General features: G+C 32.1%; 2 protein-coding genes. One reads left to right on the plus strand and one right to left on the minus strand.

Annotated elements, in window-relative coordinates; translation table 11 throughout:
- Positions 1-153 precede the first annotated feature (153 nt).
- Complete coding sequence (locus H8911_RS12055; RefSeq protein ID WP_117923691.1) at positions 154-879, minus strand: hypothetical protein; 726 nt, start codon at positions 877-879, stop codon at positions 154-156.
- Between the two features lie 59 nt (positions 880-938).
- Here H8911_RS12055 and H8911_RS12060 point away from each other — a divergent pair, with 59 nt between their 5' ends.
- Complete coding sequence (locus tag H8911_RS12060) at positions 939-1,598, plus strand: alpha/beta hydrolase (RefSeq protein ID WP_117923693.1); 660 nt, start codon at positions 939-941, stop codon at positions 1,596-1,598.
- Positions 1,599-1,787 lie beyond the last annotated feature (189 nt).

Genomic DNA, 1,787 nt, shown 5'->3' on the forward strand with positions numbered 1-1,787 from the left:
GATTCATCTATTTTTAAATTAAATTCTGTACACATGTTTCATTACCTCACTTACAGGTAAATTGTACAAGTCTATTTGACATTAATGATGTCTATATCCTGTTTTATTAAATGTGTCTTTGTTTAGAAAAAGAAAAAAGGAAGAAAACTCTCCCTAACAAACCATCCACTCGGGATAGAATTGAATCCCATTTTTGATCATACGATGAATCAAAGGTCTTCCTAAAGTTTGGAAATAATGTTCAATCGTAGTGACTTGTAAAACCAAAAAATCTGCTGTCTTACCAATTTCAATCGAACCACGATCTGATAAATTAAATTCTTTAGCTGGTAAAGACGTCATACTTTCGAGTAGTTTTCTAGAACACACTCGATGTGTTTGAAACAATACATAACTCATAGGTGCCATGCTATATACATAGGAGTTTGGAAGTCCAAATCCACAACTCATTAAAAAAGTTTCTGGAATTTTATCATTTAATTCATTTAAACGATGTAAAACCGGAAGCTTAGGCTGATTCTTTTTATAAAAAACATCCTGTTCCAACTTCATTCTTTGCGAATTCGGATTGTCACAAATCAAAGTTAAGATTCCATTTTGACGCATCGCATATAACGCATTGATATCTTGTCTTAGTTGATCACCCAAACGTACGTGTGTAAAACTTTTAAATTGACAATCAATAAAAGCTGGTACAACACATTCACCTTGCGCATCAATCACTCGTGTTGCAGGATCTAGCCATTCTTTATAAGAACCCGTATTGATTTCAATAATCTTATCATGGTGACATGCAATAAAGGCACGATGTAAGATTGTAAAATTCTTATCACATGTATATAAATTTTCAATATTTTTAATCAGTAAAGTTGCCTTCATGATACATGTGACCTTCCTTTCAATAGATGTTATAATAATTATACAACGAGGTGATGCGAATGTCTTTATTTAATCGAAGAAAGAAACCTATAATAGTAACAATCCATGGATTTGGAAGAAATCTAAGTCATGAATTCGATCCATTAGCGAGCTATTTAAAGGCTAAAAAATATGAAGTGATTCAATTTGATATGTATGATTTAAACAATCCAAATGATGCCAACTACAAAGATTGGGTGCAAAGATGTGAAGCCAAATTAAGTCTTGCCATTAAAGAAAATCCCAATGTCATTCTAATTGGATTCTCCATGGGAGGTGTAATCGCCAGTTATTTGGCTAGCATTTATAAAGTGCAATCCTTAATCCTTTGTGCACCGGCCTTTGAATATCTTGACATCAAAAAAGTAACAGGCTTATTTAAAAAATCGGATAAAGAAAAGAAAGGTCCAAGTTCAAAGCAATACCAAGCCTTCACAAAAATTGTTTCTCAATATAAAGAATCTATTTCACAAATTGAATGTCCAATCCTTATGTTGCATGGAACAAGTGATGAAGTGATCGCTCCATCAAGTTCTACTCATGCCTATAAAAAAATTCCGGTCCAAAAGAAACGATTAATATATATTGAAGGTGCCAAGCACAGAATGTTGTATGATGGAAGAATGGAACAGACTGTATTTACAATCATCGAACAAATGCTTGAAGATAAGATATTTTAAGAACTATAATTATTAATGTAATATGCTTCTTTTTTAAGTCTGAAAAAGTAGACCGATATTCAATTTAAAAGGCGCTCTAAAATAGTGTAGGGTTATGTGAAAATACCGGCTTTAAATTATTGTAGGGTTTCCGTATTAGGTTAAGAAAACTTAAATTTATGAATTTACTAAAAATGGGTCATATTCACC

It is taken from the genome of Holdemanella hominis (genome assembly GCF_014306155.1).
GTDB lineage: Bacteria > Bacillota_I > Bacilli_A > Erysipelotrichales > Erysipelotrichaceae > Holdemanella > Holdemanella hominis.

Coding starts and splice junctions, on each gene's coding strand:
- H8911_RS12055 (WP_117923691.1), bottom strand. CDS start 879: ATGAAGGCAACTTTACTGATTAAAAATATTGAAAATTTATATACATGT.
- H8911_RS12060 (WP_117923693.1), top strand. CDS start 939: ATGTCTTTATTTAATCGAAGAAAGAAACCTATAATAGTAACAATCCAT.